The organism is Bacillota bacterium, assembly GCA_030705925.1.
Classification (GTDB): Bacteria; Bacillota; Clostridia; order Oscillospirales; family Feifaniaceae; genus JAUZPM01.
This window is the reverse complement of sequence record JAUZPM010000038.1, coordinates 1-19,792: the sequence shown is the minus strand read 5'-3', so window position 1 is coordinate 19,792 and position 19,792 is coordinate 1. Positions and strand designations below refer to the sequence as shown.

10 protein-coding genes are annotated in these 19,792 nt (G+C 39.6%); 2 read left to right on the top strand and 8 right to left on the bottom strand.

What is annotated here, in order from left to right:
• Nucleotides 1-185: 185 nt before the first annotated feature.
• The 5 genes from Q8865_07140 to Q8865_07120 all read right to left on the bottom strand — a co-directional run bounded on the left by Q8865_07140 (nucleotide 186) and on the right by Q8865_07120 (nucleotide 4,689).
• Nucleotides 186-812, bottom strand: coding sequence for a regulatory protein RecX (locus Q8865_07140; GenBank protein MDP4153193.1), 627 nt, complete (start codon nucleotides 810-812; stop codon nucleotides 186-188).
• Nucleotides 812-1,903, bottom strand: a complete 1,092-nt coding sequence (gene recA / locus Q8865_07135) for a recombinase RecA (protein ID MDP4153192.1) — start codon at nucleotides 1,901-1,903, stop codon at nucleotides 812-814. Before recA ends, Q8865_07140 begins: the two co-directional genes overlap by 1 nt.
• A 66-nt stretch (nucleotides 1,904-1,969) precedes the next feature.
• Nucleotides 1,970-2,836 carry a peptide chain release factor N(5)-glutamine methyltransferase gene (gene prmC, locus Q8865_07130; GenBank protein MDP4153191.1) on the bottom strand — a complete coding sequence of 289 codons (867 nt, stop codon included), beginning with the start codon at nucleotides 2,834-2,836 and terminating at the stop codon, nucleotides 1,970-1,972.
• Complete coding sequence (locus Q8865_07125) at nucleotides 2,830-3,762, bottom strand: DUF1385 domain-containing protein (GenBank protein ID MDP4153190.1); 933 nt, start codon at nucleotides 3,760-3,762, stop codon at nucleotides 2,830-2,832. The genes prmC and Q8865_07125 overlap by 7 nt, the downstream gene beginning before the upstream one ends.
• Nucleotides 3,763-3,831: 69 nt before the next feature.
• On the bottom strand, nucleotides 3,832-4,689 hold the full coding sequence (locus Q8865_07120) for a phosphatase PAP2 family protein (GenBank protein MDP4153189.1): 858 nt from the start codon (nucleotides 4,687-4,689) through the stop codon (nucleotides 3,832-3,834).
• Between the two features lie 134 nt (nucleotides 4,690-4,823).
• Here Q8865_07120 and Q8865_07115 point away from each other — a divergent pair, with 134 nt between their 5' ends.
• Together Q8865_07115 and Q8865_07110 are read left to right on the top strand one after the other, a co-directional pair.
• Nucleotides 4,824-6,230, top strand: coding sequence for an MATE family efflux transporter (locus tag Q8865_07115; protein ID MDP4153188.1), 1,407 nt, complete (start codon nucleotides 4,824-4,826; stop codon nucleotides 6,228-6,230).
• 285 nt (nucleotides 6,231-6,515) lie between these two features.
• Nucleotides 6,516-7,685: a helix-turn-helix transcriptional regulator gene (locus Q8865_07110; GenBank protein ID MDP4153187.1), complete on the top strand. Its 1,170-nt coding sequence runs from the start codon at nucleotides 6,516-6,518 to the stop codon at nucleotides 7,683-7,685.
• A gap of 55 nt (nucleotides 7,686-7,740) precedes the next feature.
• Here Q8865_07110 and Q8865_07105 read toward each other — a convergent pair whose 3' ends face one another.
• From Q8865_07105 to Q8865_07095, 3 genes are all read right to left on the bottom strand, one after another.
• Nucleotides 7,741-8,286: a stage V sporulation T C-terminal domain-containing protein gene (locus tag Q8865_07105; GenBank protein MDP4153186.1), complete on the bottom strand. Its 546-nt coding sequence runs from the start codon at nucleotides 8,284-8,286 to the stop codon at nucleotides 7,741-7,743.
• Between the two features lie 195 nt (nucleotides 8,287-8,481).
• Nucleotides 8,482-19,302: a lamin tail domain-containing protein gene (locus tag Q8865_07100; protein ID MDP4153185.1), complete on the bottom strand. Its 10,821-nt coding sequence runs from the start codon at nucleotides 19,300-19,302 to the stop codon at nucleotides 8,482-8,484.
• A 276-nt stretch (nucleotides 19,303-19,578) separates the two neighbouring features.
• On the bottom strand, nucleotides 19,579-19,792 hold a 214-nt coding region (locus Q8865_07095), incomplete at its 5' end, for an S-layer homology domain-containing protein (protein ID MDP4153184.1).

Sequence of the window (19,792 nt, the reverse complement as noted above, 5' to 3'; positions counted from 1 at the left end):
GTCGAATGTCCTCCTTTTGATATGTCTTGTTGCAGTTGGCAGACCGCAGCTTTATTATATCAAAAGGAGTTTTTTTACTATACTCATCGCTAAAGCTTTTTCTGAACTCCCGGCATAGCCGGGAGTTTTCGTATTACAACATCAAAGCGGTAAACATGATAACATATTTACCGCTTATATTAATATCATTCGTCTTCCTGAATTATGCGCAAGTCTGAAAACAGCGATCTGATTTCCTCAAAGCCATATCCGTATCTGACGAGAGCATCCGAAACCTTCTTTTTCTGGCGTATATCCGTAAGATCATAACGCGCAAACCGCATATTATAAAGTGCTTTTATGTTTTCACTTAAATCAGTCAAAACCTTTTCCGATACTTCGCGTGCAAGATTATAGTCTATTCCGCGTGATATCAGCTCTGATATTACACGCCTCGGGCCAAAATGTTTTTCTATTCCGTATACCCTTGCAAGCCTCTCTGCATAAACTTGATCGTTAACATAGCCTTTTTCGGCAAGTTCTCTCACCGTTTTTTGAGCGACACTTTCATCGACGCCTTTTTCTTTAAGACGCTTTGATAGAGATCTCTCTGAAAAATCCGTTTGTGACAGTGATCGCAGCGCCTTCTCCCTTGCCGAATACTCTAATGCCATTTTTCTTATGGCTTTAAGCTGAGACTCAGAAATCTCACTTTCTACAGAGATGTTCAATGCACCCACATCCGCTGCCGAAATAGATAATCTCTCTTCGTTCGATAAGAAAATCGTTGCTTTCCCGCCTAAAGTATAGGTGATCTTTTCTATGTAGAGCATTATTCAAAATCAGCGGCTGAAATATCTATCGAACCGGTTGGCGCTGGCGTAGAAGCTGGTTTTGCCGGAGAAGCCGCCTTTGCCGGAGTCGGCTTGGTTTTAGATGCTGCCTTTTTCATTTCAGCGTATATCTTGTCTTCTACTTCTTTTGCCATCTCGGGATTAGCGGTAAGAAACTCGCGGGCATTATCTTTTCCCTGACCTATCCTGGTCTCGCCGTAAGAAAACCATGAACCGCTTTTATTTATAATATCGAATTTAACTCCTAGATCAACTATCTCGCTGTCTTTTGAAATGCCCCTGCCGTAAAGAATATCGAATTCAGCCTCTTTAAACGGAGGAGCAACCTTATTTTTAACGACCTTAGCTTTTACTCGGTTGCCGTAAACTTCGGTGCCGTTCTTAAGCGTTTCTATTTTCCTTATATCGATTCTTGTAGAAGCGTAAAATTTGAGTGCACGTCCGCCAGGAGTGACTTCCGGATTACCATACATAACGCCCACTTTTTCGCGGAGCTGGTTGATGAAAATAGCCACAGTATTAGACTTTGCAATTGCGCCCGCAAGTTTTCTAAGCGCCTGCGACATAAGTCTCGCCTGGAGCCCAACATGTGAATCGCCCATCTCGCCTTCTATCTCGGCTCTTGGAACAAGGGCAGCGACAGAGTCAACTACGACTACATCTATTGCGCCGCTGCGTACAAGCGCTTCTGCTATCTCAAGCGCCTGCTCGCCAGTGTCAGGCTGTGAAACAAGAAGCGAATCGACGTCAACACCAAGATTTTTTGCGTATACCGGGTCAAGCGCATGCTCTGCGTCTATAAAAGCGGCAATACCGCCGTCCTTCTGTGCCTGTGCAATGACTGAAAGAGCCACAGTTGTTTTACCTGACGATTCAGGTCCATACACTTCAACGACTCTGCCGCGCGGAACCCCGCCTATCCCCAGTGCCATATCCAAAGCTATCGATCCTGTGGAGATTGCGGCAACATTCATTGCGGTATTTTCACCCAGCATCATTACAGAGCCTTTTCCGAACTGCTTTTCTATGTTCTGAAGAGCAGTTTCAAGTGCCTTCATTTTATCTGCCATTTTAAAATCCTCCACTTTTTAATATCCATTTTATGTTTACAAGTATATCAAATATCAGAGAAAAACTCAACTTATCTTTATCCCGTACACTACCCTGTTATTTCCATTTAGATCATCTACCGAAGAGATTTCTGCAAAACCCGCATCTTTCAGTATATTAGTGACTTTTTCCCTTTCGTCAAAGCCAATCTCAACAGCCAAAATTCCTTCATCTTTTAAATTTTTGACATAATGACAAGCGATTTCACGGTAAAAATCAAGCCCGTCGTGTCCCCCGTCTAGTGCAATATGCGGCTCAAAATTCAGAACTTCCGGCTGTAAATCATTCATAACATCGGTTTTTATATAAGGTGGATTAGAGACTATTACATCAAAAAGTCCGTTAACAGGTGTTCCGGCAAGAACGTCCGCCTTTATTACTTTAAAATTAGAACTTGCTTTCCAAAGGACTGCATTATCCTCAGTAAGATTTATCGCTTCTTCAGAAACATCTGCCGAGACCACATTGACTTTAAAATCTTTTAGTAAATGCCATAATCCTAGTCCAACGCAGCCGCTGCCGCAGCATAAGTCCAATATATCTATTTTCGAGCCTGGAGTATATCGTTTTTCCATCTCACAGGCGACGCATCGGACTAAGGTTTCAGTGTCTTCACGCGGTATAAGAACGCCCTCTCTGCACAGGATTTCCCGCCCGCAAAACTCCCACTCTCCTAGGATATACTGAAGTGGTCTTCCCTTAATCCGCTCTGTAACCGACCTTCTGATCTTTTCAGCTGCGTCATCTTCGCATTGCTTCTCTAAAAGAATATCCGACTTGCTTAAGCCTGAAAAGTATGAAATAAGTTCTCCAGCCTCAAATTTCGCGCTTTCTATTCGTGCCGTTTTAAGCTCTTTAACAGCCTCGCGATAGAGTGCTGATGCGCTTACCACTGCACAATACCGCCATCTTCAGGCAGCACCAGTTTAACCGCTTTAATCGCAATTTCAAGCATGGAATCATCCGGCTCCTGTGTTGTTATTTTCTGAAGCATCATTCCGGGAAATGAAATTATCCTCGTCAGGATATTGTCATAACGTCCCGCAAGCTTTAATAGTTCATAGGATATCCCAACTACAATCGGTAATAATGCGATTTTGAGCAAAACTCTTATCAGCACACTGTTCCATGATACGAAAGAGAAGATAAATATTGAGACTAGTAAAACTATCGCAATAAAATTCGTGCCGCATCTGGGATGAAGTCTGCCGAAAGAACGGGCATTTTCAACAGTAAGCTCTTTTTTTGCCTCATAGCAGAAAATCGTTTTATGCTCTGCTCCGTGATACTGGAACACCCTTTTTATATCTTTGAGCCGTGAGGCAAGAATAATATATACAATAAAAATCGCAAACTTAAGTATTGCTTCTATTGCTGTTTTTCCGTTCTGAGGCAATATGTTGCCAAAGATTCCTGTTATCAAAGTCGGCAGGACTGAAAATAAACCTACAGCTATTACGACACCAAGTATCAGTGCCAAATACATAGCAACATCCATAAGGCTTTTGCCAAATTTTTTGGAAAGCCATACTTCAAACTTTGATGGTTCTTCTTCTATTCCCTGACCTGCAACATCGGCGGAATAGGCAAGGGCTTTATAGCCAAACATCATCATCTCAATAAAATTTACCACACCGCGGACTATAGGCAATTTTAATATAGGATACTTATCCTTTATGGTGCCGACAGTAAGTGTTTTTGTTTCAATTGATCCGTCAGGTTTACGAACAGCTATCCCTACATTTTCGGGACCTCGCATCATAACCCCTTCTATCAACGCCTGACCTCCGATAGAAGTTGCATTTTTAACTTTACTCATTGATTCTCCATTACCTTATGATTTTATCAATCACAACACCGCTTTTGTAGGCTGGCGGCACGCCAAATTTTAGATACTAAACTTTTTAATGAGAAACGGCATTCCACAGGATGCAAATATGCCGACACAAAAATATCGCAGTACACGCATGGCAGACGTATCGGGAAGAACCGCTTTAAGTCCAGATAAAAGCAATAATAAAAGCAGAATGCCTAAAACGAATCTAATTATTCGTCTTTTAATGCTGCCTTCAATTGTAAAGCTTATATACTTTACTTCAAGCATTGTTCCCAAAACTGCCCCAAGTGAAATGCCAACCCCTGTAAATACATCATTTGACTGAGGCGGAATCGTCCCTTTAATGAATAATGGAATTATACTAAGGAAAGCCGGAACTAAGAACCAAAGGTATTTAAAGGTATTTTCCTTTACAGCTTCATACAACTTATTCCCGAAATATGCCCAGCCAAAACCTATTATTAAAGCAGCAATTACATCAGTCAGATAATGGACACCCAGCACAAGCCTCGAAAAAGCTACAAGAAAAGCGTACGTTATGATTACAGCACGAATTGATTTTCTAGTGAATTTATTTTTTAATATGCCTGCTAAAACAGAGGCATTTTGTGTATGTCCACTAGGGAAAGAATACCCTGTCGCTGTCGACTTTCTTAAAACACTTACCTTATCTGATATGTCAAAAGGTCTTGGCACCCTAAAGACATTTTTAAAAAAGCCATTAAAGCCGATTCCGCCGGAAAGAATGAGAGACAGCCTTCGTCCCAGGTCTTTATTTATGCACCAATATATCATGCAAGCAATTACAACTACAGTATACTGCTCTGCAAGCATTGTAATTGCTTCAAAAATATATTTTATATATATCGGAAATAGATTTGATAGAAATTCTGTGATAATAATATTCATGCCCATTTCTCCTTATATAACAGTATATATTTTTTTTGCATAATTCACAAGGAAAAAAAATTGTAATCACTATCAATTTAGTATATAATTAAGATTACGTCAAAAATCTAGTTATTGGAAATTTGGGTGAGTTCATGTTTTGGCCCTTACAAAGGGTATTTTCTGTTAGATACCTTTTAAATCCCGGCATCGCGCTAGGCAAACTGCCGAAATCTTTACAAGCTTATAAAAATGTTATGTACATAGCATTCCCAGCGATGGTAGAACTAATTTCAGTCTCGTTAATTGTTGCTGTTGACAACATGATGGTCGGCGTTGTTGGGCCCGAGGCAATTGCCGCGGTTGGTCTTACTACACAGCCCAGAATGATATTTATGTGTTTTCTCTTTGCACTCAATGTATCTGTAACAGCGATCGTCGCACGTCGAAAGGGAGAACAGCGGCAGGATGATGCAAATTACGTACTTCGGCATGGCATTATGATTGCCGGGATAGCCGGGGTAATATTGGCGCTTCTAGCAGCAATTCTTGCAAAACCTATTATGTATATAGCCGGGGCAAAAAGCGATACGATAATTTATGCGACAGAATATTATAGAATTTTAATGCTAAGCCTTCTGTTTCAGCCCTTTACCCTAGTGATATGTGCCGCGATGAGGGGTATCGGTAAAACAAAAATTACCCTTATTGTAAATGTGACAGCAAATATCGTTAACATAATTGGCAATTACCTTTTAATTGGCGGAAATTTCGGTTTTCCAAAGCTTGGTGTCAAAGGGTCAGCTATTGCTACGTTAGTGGGAAATTTCGTTGCATTCATCATGGTCGTTATTACTATATTTAATCAAAACTCATACTTAAAAATTTCAAAGGGCGACAGCTTTCGCTTTCGCCCTGATATTCTGAAAAGTATATGGAACTTAAGTTCAAACGCACTACTGGAACAGCTCGTTCTGCGTTTTGGCTTTTTTATTTTTGCCCGGTTTGTCGCCGATCTTGGAACTGAGGCTCTTGCAACCCACCAGATATGCCAGCAGACTTTGAATATAACATTTAATATTGGAGATGCACTTGGAGTTGCAGCGACATCTCTTGTGGGACAAAATCTTGGCAAAAAACGTCCCGACCTCTCAATGCTTTACGGAAAGGTTGCTCAAAGGATCGCTTTTTCAATTTCAACCGTTTTATTTGCACTCATATATATTTATAAAAATGCAATCGTCGGTCTATTCACAACAGATATAAGTATTATAAAGGCTGCCGGGCCAATAATGTCAATTCTGGCTTTGGCTCAGCTGCTTCAAACTTCTCAGGTTATTATGGCAGGAAGTTTACGTGGGGCAGGAGATACAAAATTTGTAGCCATGTCGTCATTTATAAATATTGGTGTTGTACGGCCGATATTAAGCTATCTGCTTATCTACCCGTTTGGATTCGGTTTGGTTGGAGCTTGGGTTACAATATGCGTCGATCAGACTGTCCGTTTTATAATGCTTGGTAGACGTTTTTCAGGTTTTAAATGGTCAACACGTGAAGTTTAGTTTTAACCAAATAACAAATAAAACGATTACAACCGCAATAGATAAAATAGTAAGAAAAAATAACATTTGCTTTCTTGACATATATATTCCCCCCTTTAATAATATTCATAACAAAACAAAAAAAGAGCGTTAAGCTCTTTTTTTGTTTTAGTCTGATTACATGTAATCATTTGTGTTCGATAATGCACACATGGTCTTTGAATTTAACAATTTTGCCGCCAATAATGGACTTTTTTGTTCATTGTAAATATAATAAGTATACTATTTGTAACAGGTGGTGATTAAATGCAGACACCATTACTTATGAAATGTTTTCATATAAGTGAGATCGTTCACTCATTTACCGGTATTGAATGTAGACTATTCGACCTTGAATCTGGCATTCTGCCAATTAAAAGCAGTTGCTATTGCGACCGCTGCTGTAAATACGAAAATACCGACTGTGACCCTGTTACAGCATATATGCAGGCAGTATCAGAAGCTGATAGCGCTGGCGGAACTTACATATATTGTTGTCCATCTGGCTATATATTTATTGCGAATACAATTTATCAGAATTCCATGCTTTCGAACGGGTTAATTACTGGGCCGATTCTTACTTCTGACAACAAAATAGAAATGCAGAATATTTCTAATTGTGTTGTCCCACCCAGTAATATTCCCATTTTGAGTAAAGATAAGGTTACTGAACTTGGACAAATGATAAATGCAATGTGTTCAGGTCTTTCTACCCAAATCAGTTTTCATAGATCTAAACCTTTAATATCCGAACATTCCTTTATTGATTACTCAGAAAGATATTCGATTGATTCAGAAAAACTAATAATACGAATGGTGTTGTCCGCAGAAAAAGAAGAAGCCGAACAAGCTATTTCGAATTATGTAAATGATTTATATACTACAAGTGGATATAATATTACTGCTGTAAAAAGAAGACTATCAGAACTCGTCGTTCTTATATCCAGAGCTGCGATTGACGGCGGCGCCGATAAAACATATATTTTTTTACTCAACACTCAGCATATAAAAGAACTAAGTTTCCCAACCACTATTGAAGAACTTGACCAATGGTCCGTAAAAATGATCGGTAGATATATAAATAATATGCTTGATTGCAGACATGTTAAACATGCAGATATTATGGAAAAGGCACTCCAGTATATCCGTTTAAATATTGATCGGAAAATAACGCTGAGTGACGTAGCAGAACATGTCTACTTGAGTAAATCATATCTCAGCAGAATATTTAAGAAAGAACTAGGTTGTACGTTTACTGAGTATACAAATAATCTTAGAGTTGAAAAAAGTAAGGTATATATACTTGATAATTCCGTTAGCTTAGTTGATATTGCAAACGCTGTGGGTTTTGAAGACCAAAGTTATTTTACAAAAGTATTTAAGAAAACGGTGGGTATTTCGCCAGGAAGATATAGAGATTTAAGAGGAAATATTTAGATATATTTTGCAAATAAAAAAGGAAGGGATCACCTTCCTTTTTTTATTGTATAACTTAAGTTTCAAGCTGTTTTCCCAGATATACGGCGCCTGTTTGAGCTAGCTTAATTTCAGCATCTGAGGGTGGGGTATTTTTATCAGTTAAAACAATGCAAACACTTCCTATTACGTCTCCCTCTGAAATAATTGGCACAGCAACAGATGCAGTTGTATTAGTATTCTCTTCAATTATAGTCAGGGGATGCATAGATCCGCTTTTATATAAATACGTCTGTCTTGAATCCATCATACGTTCAAGTTCTGATGAAATACGTTTATCCTGAAGTTCCTTCTTTAAGTTTCCTGAAGCTGCTATTACAGCATCACGGTCACTAATTGCTACTGACATTCCAGTAGTTTTGTTTAACGCATCAGCATATTGCATTGCAATATTTCCAAGTTCACCAATTGGTGAATATTTCTTAAAAATAACCTCACCGTCGCGATCGGTATATATTTCAAGCGGTTCACCTTCGCGAATTCGCATTGTCCTTCTAATTTCTTTGGGTATTACGACACGGCCGAGATCATCTATTCTTCTCACTATACCTGTGGCTTTCATATAAATCCTCCTCAAAGATAACAGATGTTCCAAATTTGTTTCTTTCTGCGTTTAGTATCTGTTAACAAAAGTGGATTTATGCGCTTTAATTTGTCCAAATTTAGCGTACTTTTTTGGTAAATTAATTAATTAATTACATTTTTTAATATAAAAAAGATGCCCTCCTGAGAGGAGGACATCTTTTTTTAGAAAATTCTAGTTTTGAAAATAATTCGAAAGCATTTGTGCAGTTTCTGCTCTGGTAGCAGTTCCATTCGGATTTATCTTACCATCTGAGCCGTTGATATAACCATTTGCAGCTAATAGCAAGATATCATCTTTTGCATAAGAAGCGATACTTGAAATATCGTTGAAGTATACCTTTGAGGTGTCTGCTTCCTCATCCAGCAATCCGAAAGCTTTTAGTGTTCTCGCAAGCAAGACAAACATATCCTGTCTTGTGACATTTGCCTGAGGATTGAAATTACCGTATGCTCCTGTGGCTATTCCAAGATCTTTTGCTGTAGCTACTGCGCTTGCATAGTATGCACTTGCATCGACATCGTCGAAAGTGCCTGTTCCAGTCTTGTCGCCGGCAAAAGCCCTCATCAGCATTAGAGTTATATCTGCTCTGCTGATGTTATTATTCGGTGCAAATTTTCCATCGCCAACGCCATTTACTATGCTTCTTGCCGCCATATATTTCGCAGCATTTTCGTACCATTTACCTGTTGTATCGTAGAAACTTATATCTCTGTAGAATACTGCAACATTTCCGCTGACTTCACCATGCCATGAAACCTTACCGTCTTTATACGAGCTGCTAGGCAGGTATGTTACGGAACCATCTGCATTAATTACTCCAGCAACAAGGTAATCGATATTCTGAGAAGAATCTGCCGTGTAATTTACAGATACTGCCTTATCCACTTTAACTGTATCGCTGACCTGATTGGTTAATTTATCAGTTGAAGAACCAGATCCTGTATCGCTGCCTGAGCCTGATCCGCCTGTGCCGCTGTCCGAACCTGAACTGCCGCCTGCTCCGCCAGAAGCACCATTATTATCAGAACCGATATTTAGGTCACCTGAGCCGACCGTAACAGTATAAGTCGCTTTTGAATTGCCCGCTCCGTCAAGAACCTCAATAACAGCTGTTGCGCCTGTATTGCCAAGTGTAAGGGTAGTAAGTCCTTGGGCACTATATTGTTCAACTCCGTTTACACGTAACTTAAGCGAAGGACAATTAAGAACCGGAACAACTGTTGCTGATTTTGTTCCTTCCGGAACAGATACTCTGTAACTTGTACTCTTATCGGAAAGTGCGACATTAACCGTATTATTACCTGTCATCAGACTTAAAGATTTGAGACTATAATCAGTCTGAGGTGTAGGAATCTGTTCAGGAACCACGCTGCCAGGAGTCGGTGCAGCTTTAACACTAAGCTTAGTAGCTTCTGGAATACCGATTGTTGGATACTTATAAATAATTGAATTATTTTCAGTAAAGTCACTTAAAATAGTATTCCAATTATACTTAGTCGTCAAAGTACTTACATCGTTGATCTTAAATTCAATCTGTTTTGCGCCTGAATCAGCAAGCACATATCCGTCTATCGGAATTACATCATCTTCAGTAAGATTTGTTCCATAAAACTTGTTGAAATCACTAAGGGTAAAGCTGCTGTCAGCCCTATACCATACAAGTTTTGTTCCATGAGGTGCGATTAATGTCTGGTTAGGATGCTCTGAATCCGCCGCAAATTTATAAACTTCATACTGATTTGCAGTTTTATTTGCAGGTGTGGTGTTCATGCTTTCCCACATATTAATAGAGTCACCATTTAGGTCCATCGCCTGGTTTGTCATATTATAGAGCTCAATATACCTGACTGCATTGTCCACTGCAACGCCCTTTTTGTTATGGACAGTATTATTGACTGCTGTTATTTCCGAAATCATGATCGGAGTTATTGCAGTGTATCCGAGATCATAATATTCCTTGCCATTAAGCTTGCCGGATACTCTTACGTAAATACGCTGATTATTAATATCTGTCGCAAGGTTAGCTGCAGCTGTAATGGTTTGATTTGGCGCAAGACTTGCATATGTCCTGGTTTCAACAGGAACTGCAGTGTTTGTTGCCGCAAGAACAGCAGGATCTCTTGATGCCTCAGGTTTTGCCATTTCTGCTTCATATGCAGCGAGATCTTTGCTTAGAACAAGCTCAGAATCTGTTACTCCGGTCTTGTCTGATCCTCTGAAGAAATCAACTTTAACATCCGTAAGTGTACCATTGCTGGTGTTTTTAATCGTAGGTATTACAGATATAGGTTTATTGACATCATCAGACTCACCCTGTGCGTAATCAGTAATCTGAATATTATTTGAACGTTCAACCCATATTGGTGCTGTCAGTGAACGGCTTGCTCCATTCTTAACGAATTTTACTAGGTAATATTTGTATTCAGGGGGAAGCGTGAATTTAACATTTATCTGTCCGTTAACCACATCTGCTGATGTAAAGGTCCTCTGGTAAACGATAGTTGAATCTTCAGATACAACTGAAAGTTCTCCTCCCGGTACAGCAGAACCGTCTGCATTAAATATACCGATATCAAAATCAAGTTTTTCAGGATCTTTTAAGCGAGAACCCATCCACTCATTATTGATCTTGTAATTAATACGGATATTTCCGTCACCTGATTCGTATGCTCTGCCCTTGCTCCAAGCTTCAAGGAGATTGTCTCGTGTCAAGGCTGGGGCTAAGGTTACGCCAGTCCTTGGAGTAAGTGTTGTCCATCTCTTCTGATGGTTATCCTCGTTACTAGTTGGAGCGAGATGCCAGCCTTTAGTAAGTGCTCTGTAATATTCAGTTTCACTTGCTGTATAGTTGATTTCTATCAGCTGCATCTTTTTGTCGTATGCTTCTGAATAATAACCAAAATCGTCAAATGTTCCCCATCCATAAGTCGGATGATTGAACTGACCAACAACGTTCGGATCTGCGCAAAGTTCTTTATAGTAATCTTCGAGCGTGATTTGAACATTTGCCTCTACCCAGTCTGCATTGATCGCATTTGAGTGACCCTGCCAGCCGGTTGCATTATTCCAAGTCATTTCCCAACCGTTAAAGTTTATAAATCCGCCAGGACCTGGGTTATAAAATTGTTTTTCATCATTAATTTCATTTGCATAAGTGTATGAATTCAAATAATGGTTATGGTCAGTTACTGAGAAATAATCAGCATGACCTTTATCACGGGCATAAGTGTATGCTTCAACAACTGTGCCTTCACCATCTGATTCGGCGGTATGGCTATGCACCTCACCATGGTAGTGATTAAGGACAGAATCATCGCCTATTTCGAAATAGGTGAAATGATCTTTTGCACTTTGAACGAACGGTAAGTTCCTATTGCCGTTGTTATCATATGCAACAAATTCAGCAACATAGGTGCCATCTGCATATGCATTTCCTGGTGTGTAATTTAATGTATAAACACGACCATCGTTTGTAATTGCTGAATTTGAAGTAACATCATACTGGCTCTGGCAAAGCATTGAAGAATCAACTTTTCCATCTTTCTTAACAGATGCTTCAGGGGCAACATATAGTTTTATACTATTTTTGTTTATGCCTGAATTATCTTCAAAAGTAAGCTTAAAGCTTGGAGTTTTGCTGTCTTCATAGAAATAATATGGCTCCGGCTTATATGTTAATAACTGAGGACCTACTTTATCGTTGAAGTTAACTTTAAATGGTTCACCTGTCACATCATTAAGCGAAACCTTATGGAGTCCGTCTGATGCCTCAAAGTAGAACTGGAGATCATTTGAATATTGAATATACTCGTTAGGAACAGTAAATTCATAATAGTTCGGTTCATTATAAACTGGTGTCAATTGAGCTTCGATATAACCATTTGAGTCAGCAGCTAAATATTTTCCCGTTGTATAAGTCTTAAATTTAACTGCAGAATATCTTAACTCGCTCTCATCAATTATTTTAACTTTAATATGATAGTCCCCGGTATCTATCGGTTTATCATTAGTATTCTGATAAATTATAAGCGGAGACTGGACATCATCATAGTTGACTTTTTTCTGACGATAATCAATCGTTCCCGGTGACGGTTTTACAGATTGATCAAGTTTAGTAAGATTAACTGTACCATCAGTCGGTGGCCCGTATGTAACAACCATCTCAGACGTACCATTATTGTAGCCTTTATCCACCTCATCGTTATACACTAGGCTGCATACATACTTACCCGAATCGTCATTATCCTTTAATATCCTGATATATTTTATGCCCGTATTACCAAGGTTAAAACAGTTTGGATAACGAGCAGAATTTGCAGGAATTTCAAGGACAGGCACGTTTGAGTTTCCGATTCCCCATCTGTCTTTAAAGTCCTGAACATTCATTTGCGCAGTTTCTGAATCAACAGTCACAAACCAGAGGATTGCAACATCGTTTGGATAAAGAATACAGTCTTGAGTAATATCACTCTTCTTGATCTCGTTAGGCTTCGTCTTAATGCTGCCTATATATTCCATACGATAATCTTTAAGATTGATAGGTCCGTTACTTATATTGGCAACTTCCATATACTCAGCATTATCTGCACCCTGCGGATTTGCCATAACTTCTGTTACTATAAGATCCGGCACAGGTGACGCAGGTGTAATCTTCGTTGAATAATACTTTCCATCAGTCGTAGGTGCCTTTAATGTGCCCGAGGTTATAAAATAATTGACTTTAGTATTGTTCTTTAACTCGCCTTTTGGAATAACACCATTATAGAAGGTTGTATAAACGTCATTCCCGTCTGCGTTTGTTGTTTTTTCGGAGGTTCCTTTAGTCATTGTGATTGTTTTAGAGGGTACATTATCATTAAATCCATAAACCACCTGCATGTTTTGGCTAGAATTGCTGTCAGTTACCTCGGCAGTAATCGTTAAGTCTTGAGAATCGACAGCCTGCTGCATCGGTGCATGTATAATTTGCCCGCCCTTTGAAAGTTCACTGTTGACAGGAACTACATCAAAGTACATATCATGAACCGCAACATTTTGTTTCGGATATAACCCAGAACCTGCCGGAATTTCGCCGCCGAATTTATCCGCAAGTGTAAGAGAATAGTTGTAGCGCTTAAACTCATTCAGCTGTCCAGGAGTGTAGTAAATTTTATTATCGGTAATAAGAGCGTCTTTTGTTACATCTTTACCGTCAAATACTAACTTGGTCTTTGTTAAGTCAACACCTGAAAAATCCTTATAGTTTATGACAATCTGTCCGTTAAACGCACGCTCAACCTGTGTTCCCTGTTCAGGATATTGGCTTAAGATACGAGGACCAGATACATCGGTTATGGATTGAACAAATGGGTTGTAGGCACACTCTTCTGGGAAAACAGTTGAATCTGTTCCATCGGTTGCAACAAAATAATAAGAAATTTGTTTTGCAACTTGCAATTCGCTAACCGGTATTTCACCAGTGTAATAATCCGTAGACCCTTCTTTTGTAAGGAATACCGGTCTATAAAATTGCTGGTAGTTCAACTTATAGAATAGTACAACATATGCAGTATCAGCATCTTTTACCTGTATCCTGAATTCCGTTTGATCAGGCTCTCTATAATCTGAAGATTTGTCATATACAATCTGTGGTGCAACCCCGTCACCCTTTTTTGTCTGATCAGCATCCAATGCACCAGGACTCGGATTTGCAGCATAGTCAAACATAACGCTATTAATATGATCGATCGGGTCATAGCCTGGGAAGAACAAATATTCTATAGCCGTTCCGTTTACCTGTTGGGTAACAGAGTCTGCAGCAGTCAGGTTATCAGCATAGTTATAGCCAGCTTTTGCTATTTCTTTTTTCGCTGTTTTATCATATATTGCAGCTCCGCGTCTGTAAGCACTGCTGTTCTGAAGTCCGGTTGCTCCTGTAATACCGCTGCCGTCAACATCGCTGTTAGCAGGTGCGATAACTCTATCATCTTTGGATGCTACTGGCATACCGTTTGCTGAGTAGAAAGATTCCCACGCGTCATCTCTTTGCTGTTGTGTTGAATATTTAACACCGCCCTCAGTAAACGATGCCGAGTTATAAATAAAGTAAATAAAAGGCTCATTTGGTTTAAGAATCTTGGAACTGTCGTCGTCCCAAACTAATGGATTAACATTATACGCAGTTGATGCTATGTTTGGATAAATGCGCATTTCAAGATTACTGAGAGGTATATCATGATCGGTCGTGTTTACTATTTCGACATACTCCCAAGGGTCACCGCCTGCAGGGTTAGGACACATCTCTGAAATTACAACATCTGAAGTTGTCACAGGTTGGTCATTGTGGTTAATCTTAGTTGTATATTTCTGAGAATCAACTTTGTTTCCGCCGGCATCTACAGCCTCGAAATAATATTCAATTGTACCCATTGTATTAACTTCACTCTGCGGAATTGTTGCAGAGAAAGTATTTGATTTAACTGGAGTAGTGCCATTTGTGGTGACAAAATCGGTAATCAGGGTTTTAAAATCTGTGGCATTAGAATTTCTATAATATAACTCGCCGTATCTCAAGGAAACGTCATCATTCATATTCGCCGACAACGTGACTGGTCCTACTTCAGCGGTAGGTACGTTTGTATGATTTGCTATTGTTGGAGGCGTTACATCGGAATAGTCTACTGGCAAGTATGGCCAATACGGGCTTGCTTCACTGATTGAATTCGTATTTTCGCCACTTGTAACTTTAACGGCAGTAGATGCTTGTTTTGAACTATCATAATACATATGTCCAATTGAACAGTCAGCATTTAACTGGTCACCCGTATATGTCATAGTTGCTGTTACACTGTCTTTAAAGTTGCTAGTTGTGGCATTCTTGCTTACTAAGTAAACATTAGCTGTTACTCCGTTAGCAATATTATTTAAGAAAAAGGTTGTACCGGTATCTCCTAATGTAGGAGATGTTGTGCCAAACTGCATGTGCTCTGCAACTGCAATTTCAGCACCTGGTTTTCCATAGTTCGCCTTAAAGTTCGCCGATGTCAAATTAGAAAGAGCAGTAGGAGTATTTGATTTAATCCAAATACCTAAATACTGACCCGGTGCCAAATTAAGTTCTGATGGCTCCTGCCCATTATCCGCTGTAGTATATTTTGAAATATTATTGAAATATACTTTTCCGGCATTACTTGAGTAAAGTTCTTCATACGCAAGCTTATAATCAAATAGGTCTATCGTTTTATTTGAGTTATTATAAACCTCGACATAATCAAAACCATCATCGCTTCCGACGTTGGCTGAATTGGCAGAGGCTTCAGTAAATATAATGTCAGTTCCTTTTTGGACTTTAGCTTCATACGTAGGCGTGTTCATCGTTCCCGCAGAAATACTGTAAGTGATCATGCCTAGTGAAGATAAATCACTATATGGAATCGACGCTGTATATGTGGCCATTGTCAGCCCGCCGGACAATGATTTTGATGAACCCTGCATCACCATAGGAATAGATACCGTATTCGTGGTATTCTTCTTCTGGTAATTTAACGTCGGAGCTGATCCGCCGACAACAGTTGCAGCAATTACTAATGGGCTGTTATAGTTTACATAATCCACCGGAGTATGAATAATCTGTGCTGAGGTAGGCTCGGTAACATTAACTGTTATTGTTGCAGAGCCAGTGTTAGGTGTAGCTGATGTATCGGTTACCATAAGTTTTATGGTATGTGTACCTATAGTTAAAGGATTGGCTGCAAAAGAATATGATACAGATGTATCCGAAACATCCGTAATAGGAATGGAAATTGGGGTCCCGTTATCAACAACGACCTTGCCGCTCCATTTATCTATTGACATCTCATCGGATACGGTTGCAGCTATAGTTCCTGCAAATGCACCGGCAATAGAGTAACCGTTGTCAGGAGATGTAATATTAACTACTGGAGCATTATGGTCAGAGAATACGGTTTTATATGGCTGAGACGCTGATCCGCTTGTTGCGGTATTATTATTGCCGTCGGCAGCTTCAAAATAATATTCTATATATGCTTTTCCAAGCACCTTACTTGCAGGTATTGTTTCGGATAGCTGGAGCTGAGTTTTGTCGCGAGAATCTTCAGCAACATAATTATGTTCGACTTTTGTCCAAACGGAACTTCCAGCCAAACGGTAGAATATACGACCAGTGCGGATATCATCAGAATCGGTGATGCCTGCTGAAAGGGTAATTGAACCAGGCGTTGTTTCAGAAATTGGCGTTGTAGAAATTACCGGAGGTGTACTATCATCAGTGTACAACGGTTTCTGGAATGAATCTAAACTTCCAATATCGTTTAATGTACTGTCTACACCCTGCATTGTCGGGTATGACTTCATTATTTGATTAGCATTATCCCATGCCAGCTTTACAGAGTTTCCTGGTGTGAATTCTGTTGATGAGAAATAGTATCTTGCAGTGCTGACAACTTTTTGATCTGGTCTTACTACTGTTTGTTTATCAGCTGAAGCCGGAGCAGGATCGACAACATCGGCCGGATTATTTGTACGTTTTGAAAGCTTAATAACATATAGATTGACTCTCGCTCCGCCATGATTGACCATGTAGAACCCAGAAGGCGTACCGTTTGTCATTGTGCTTCCCTGCCCGCAGATCAAAGTTTGATCCAGATTAACTTTAGGCAGGTTGGTCTTAAGGTCATTTAAAGTTTGAGTATTTGTATTGACAAGTTCTTTGCACCATAATGTCATTGTCGACTTTGGAGGGAATGGAAGACTTGTAACAGTAGATTCGTCGCCAGGTACACCATATTGATAGTATTTCGTTATGAAGTTTACATAAGTACTCGACGGGCTGGTATAAGTAGGATTAACAAGAGCTGCTTCACCCGCGGGTTTTGCATCGTTTTTATAACCGATTGCATAATCCTTAAGATCTAGTGTGGTGTCAGTATTATTATAAAGTTCTATTGCTTCATAATAATCGCTGCCAGCGCAGTCCTGAAGAGCCTCGGTAATAACGATTTCAGGCTGATCTCCCATACTTATAGATGCGGCATCTGCGCTCGGGTAGCGAAGACCTACAGACCCGCCGTTTGATACCTCTATATAATAGTCAAGCTTTCTGCTATTACCATAAAATGTTGCAGGTATAGAATAGCTATATGCTGTTTGCTTTAAAGATCCGCTAAGATCAGTTGATGTACCAGCCGCCATATCAGCAACTGAATATGTTGTATCTTTAGTCTTTTTATAATACAGTTTAACTTTATCACCTGAGGTAGTATCGCTTATTACATTAACTGCAACGGGTATATTGTTTCCAGTCTGAACATAATACGGCGTTGATTTATCAAGTGCAATAGTTTCAGCCGCATTAACATAAAACTCAACTGTCTGTGTACCCTGGTTTTTAGCAATTGATGTATCCTGAGCATTAACTGTAATCGTGTGTTTTCCTAAAGCCGTTATTGGGCTTGTGGCTAATGAATAAGTAAATCCTGAATCTGTAGCGTCGCTTATCGGTATAGCCGTACCGCCATCAATAGAAATCGTTACTGTTGACTTGTTTATACCTGTGTCATCGGTATAACCAGCAACAATATTCCCATTGAATTGAGTATCAAAGGAAGCACCGTTAGCAGGTGACGAGATTGTAATTGCCGGGGGAGTTGTATCAACTGTCGCGTAACTTCCGCTAAGATCAATAGTGTTAGGCGCTCCTGCAGTTCCGAGCGTAGCGACATTCCCACCATCATCTGTAGCTTCTATATAATAGTCAAGATATTTGGCGCCATATATTTCAGCGCTGTTCAGTGTTTCATTTATAGTGACAGAAGGCACATCCGTTAAAACAGTTCCTGAGTTTAGAACATAATCTTTTGTAATTGCCTTGTATGACGGATCTACCGCAGAACGGTCACGATAATATAAAGTTGTTTTTACAATATCGCCAGGCGTTGTTGCACTAGCCATATCAGAAACATTTGCACTGATATTAACAGACGATACATCCCCAGTTGCTGGAGTATTATTTGTGACTTGTGGTAATGTAACATCGTTTGTATTAACAGGCTTTTGATTCCAACGCTGTTTGCCAAGCTCTGGGGTTATGCTGTTTGCCCCACTGCACTCGGCTATAGGCATCATCATTTTGTTGGTGTTATCCCATTTTAGGAGAAATGAACTGCCTTCAAGACCTGTGTTCCAAGTGGCAGAATTATAACGGGCGAGCGATACTATATCGTTGTCGTCGGTAACATATTTTGTTAAATCAGGCACAGCTGTTTTCTTCAGCACAGATATAGTTATCCTATTATTAGCATGATTTTTAAGGTAAAAACTTGATGTTGCAGTCGATGATGGTGCAACATTCGACGCAGTCGGCTGTTCAGCCAGTAATACATTATTAGCATCAACACCATACGCAGCTGCAAACTGTGCTTTTGTAAGTACTTTATCAGTTGCATTACCGGGCTGCTTTATCCAAAGGATCATACTTGAATCTTTTGGGAAATTCAAAGTTGACGGTTCCGTCCCTGTGTCGCCGCCTAAAGCTGAATAATATGTTATATTATTAATGCCTGTATATGTAGGATTAACATATTCTGAAGTTAAATCAGCAGCGGAATCGATCTTATACCCAAGTTCATAATTTTTTAGATCAAGATCTTTTCCTGATGCGTTGTAAATTTCAACAGCATCATATGGGTCTGAACCGCCATCCAAATTCTTTGAGTTTACTATTGCCTCGGTTATTAGGATATCAGGATATGGATTGGGGGTAGGCAAAGTATACGGGGTAACCGAGGGTTCAGTTACCTTAGGCTCAGGGGTGTCCCATTCCTGCGCCTCATCGCTGCCTAACAAGTAGTTAGCCTTGTCGTTAAGTGTACTGTATCCTGTTGGTTTTTCGGAATACGCAGGAATCGGCACATGTGCAGATGCAAATGGCGCCAGCCCTGTTAGCATTGACAAAACAACCAACAATGAAACAATAGACTTCATTGATTTTTTCATGCTTCTTAACCTCCCAGATTTATAAACGTTCAATTTAACGTTTTTTCTCTCTCTTGTCTCTCTATGTAAAATAATGCATATACAGTGTCAATGATGCATTATCAACGTACTCTTAATTTTAACGTAAATTATACTATTTTTCTATTGTTAGACATAGACAAAAAAAAGCTAATGTTTCAATACATAATTAACAAAAGCTTTCTTACATGTGGGAAAAGCAGGGCATTTACCCAATTAAGGACAAACACCCTGCTTTTTAAACTTTTTATGAAATAGTTATTTAGAGAAGTAATTTGTAAGCATTTGAGCGGTTTCAGCCCTTGTCGCCGTTCCTGCCGGATTGATCTTTCCGTCAGAACCATTGATATAACCGTTTGCCGCAAGAAGCAGGATATCATCCTTTGCGTATGATGCCACGCTTCCGATGTCGCTGAAGGATACTTGCGATGTATCTGCATTCTCATCCAGCAGTCCGAACGCCTTAAGCGTT

Excerpts from the sequence above, each read along its gene's own strand:
- Q8865_07125 (MDP4153190.1), bottom strand. The coding sequence starts at position 3,762 with ATGAGTAAAGTTAAAAATGCAACTTCTATCGGAGGTCAGGCGTTGATA.
- Q8865_07120 (MDP4153189.1), bottom strand. The coding sequence starts at position 4,689 with ATGAATATTATTATCACAGAATTTCTATCAAATCTATTTCCGATATAT.
- Q8865_07100 (MDP4153185.1), bottom strand. The coding sequence starts at position 19,302 with ATGAAAAAATCAATGAAGTCTATTGTTTCATTGTTGGTTGTTTTGTCA.
- Q8865_07105 (MDP4153186.1), bottom strand. The coding sequence starts at position 8,286 with ATGAAAGCCACAGGTATAGTGAGAAGAATAGATGATCTCGGCCGTGTC.
- Q8865_07110 (MDP4153187.1), top strand. The coding sequence starts at position 6,516 with ATGCAGACACCATTACTTATGAAATGTTTTCATATAAGTGAGATCGTT.
- Q8865_07115 (MDP4153188.1), top strand. The coding sequence starts at position 4,824 with ATGTTTTGGCCCTTACAAAGGGTATTTTCTGTTAGATACCTTTTAAAT.
- Q8865_07140 (MDP4153193.1), bottom strand. The coding sequence starts at position 812 with ATGCTCTACATAGAAAAGATCACCTATACTTTAGGCGGGAAAGCAACG.
- recA (MDP4153192.1), bottom strand. The coding sequence starts at position 1,903 with ATGGCAGATAAAATGAAGGCACTTGAAACTGCTCTTCAGAACATAGAA.